This window comes from Nocardiopsis sp. TNDT3 (genome assembly GCF_003427465.1).
Lineage (GTDB): Bacteria > Actinomycetota > Actinomycetes > Streptosporangiales > Streptosporangiaceae > Nocardiopsis > Nocardiopsis dassonvillei.
In genome coordinates, this window is record NZ_QPFC01001336.1 from 1 (window position 1) to 1,851 (window position 1,851).

The 1,851-nt window shown below is 75.7% G+C and carries 2 protein-coding genes; both read right to left on the reverse strand.

What is annotated here, in order from left to right:
- Window positions 1-58: 58 nt before the first annotated feature.
- The gene (locus tag DQW06_RS27525; RefSeq protein ID WP_117199578.1) at window positions 59-625 is read right to left on the reverse strand and encodes a copper chaperone PCu(A)C; all 567 of its coding nucleotides are present in this window, start codon (window positions 623-625) and stop codon (window positions 59-61) included.
- Window positions 626-728: 103 nt separating this feature from the next.
- The coding region (locus DQW06_RS27530) for a Dyp-type peroxidase (protein WP_117199579.1) at window positions 729-1,851 on the reverse strand (1,123 nt) is incomplete at its 5' end.

Sequence of the window (1,851 nt, forward strand, 5' to 3'; positions counted from 1 at the left end):
CCGAGGGGCTGGTCGCCGCGCCGGACGGCGGCCAGCCCCTCGGGCCGGAGCGGCGGGTTCAATGGTGGTGCTCGTGTCCGGAGCCGCTTTCCTCCTGCTCCGCGGTCATCGGCTCCACCGGGACGGTGACCTCCAGCTCCTCCTCGCTGGCGAAGGAGAGGGTGACGGTGACCTCGTCCCCGACGACGGGCGCTTCGGGCAGGTCGTTGACCATGACGTGGTAGCCGCCCTCGACCAGGGTGGTCGCTCCCCCGGCCGGAACCGGGATCTCCTCCACGACCCGCATGCGCGCGGCCCCGGAGTCGGTGGTCTCGGTACTGCACAGGTCGGCGTCGTCGGAGGCGTCGGTGGACACCCCCGTGACGGCGTCGTCCGACTCCCCCGAGTTGGACACGCGCAGGTAGACCACCCCCACCTCCGGGTTGGCCGGTTCGGGCATCCAGGCCTCCGTCACCAGCAGGTGCCCGGCCTCGGCCCGGCCCCGCTCACTCGCGGGAGCGGCGGAGGCCGTCTCCCCGGAGGCGCCCGGTCCGCCCCCGCACGCGGTGACGCACAGCAGCACCCCCAGGGCGGCCGGTGCGGCGCGGCGTGCGTTACGTCGCCTGTCAGCCTGTGTACGCGGCATGGTCCTCACTCGCCTCTTCTCCCCCACGTCCGGTCGGGCCCCGCTGCCGGGCCCGACCGTGATGTCGTCGCGGGAACCGCTCCGGTTCCCGGATCCCCCGGTCTCACAGCAGGGTGTGCGCCACACGGGGCTCCCCCTCCCGCACCGGCGGCACCGCGAACAGTGCGCTGCCCTCGTGTCTGACGTAGGCGCCGAGCGCGTCCCCGCCCTCGTCGAGGTTGCGCTGCACCGCCGTGAACCCGGTGCGCGGATCGGCCTGCCAGGCGGTGAAGAGCAGGCCCGCCTGCCTGCGGCCGTCGGCGTCCCAGCCCAGGTCGTAGCTGAAGCCCCGGCGCAGCATCCGTGCTCCCAGCGTGCTCTCGGGGCTGGCGAGCCTGATGTGGGCGTCACGGGCGATGACCGGCTCCCCCGCGCCGTCCCTGGCCGACAGGTCGGGCCGGTCGTGCTCGCGGTCCCCGCCCAGGGGCGCGCCGTCGGACAGGCGGCGTCCGATGACGTCCTCGCGCCGTCGGGTCTCCAGGGCGAACCAGTCGTCCAGCAGCATGCGGATGCGCCGCACGACCACGTAGGACCCCCCGTCCATCCAGGCCAGGGACGGCTCGGTGTGGGAGGCCAGGACCTGGGTGGCGAACAGGGCCTCGTCGGGGCGCGGGTTGACCGTCCCGTCGATCTGGCCCATGAGGTTGCGCGGTGTGGCGGCGGGGTCGGCGGCGGCCGCGGCCGACCGCTGGAAGGCGGACAGCGACCAGCGGACCCCGACCCGGCCCCGGGCCGCGCGCAGCAGGTGGTCGACCGCGGAGCTGAGGACCAGGGGGTCCTCGGCTCCCACGTGCAGCATGAGATCGCCGCCGCACCAGGCGGGGTCGAGGCGGTCGGAGTCGAAGGCGGGCAGGTCCTCCATGTGCGGCGGACGCCGGTCGGCCAGCCCCGCGCGTTCCAGCAGGGAGGGGCCCAGCCCGAGGGTGACCCCCAGCGAGGCGGGGTGCAGGCCCTGGGAGGGCGCCCCCTCCCCGAGCGCGGCCGGGCCCCGTTCGTGCAGGGAACGGGCCTCACGGCTCCAGGCGCCGAGGACCTCGCGCGCCGCCACGCGCACGTCCGCCGCGTCTTGGGCGTTCACGTCCACGGCCACCACCCGCACGTGCGCGGGCGTGGGCGTCAGCAGCGCGGGAGGGCGTCCCTCCCGCGAGCCGGTCCTGGAGCGGGCGGGGTCGAGGGCGGGGGCGTCC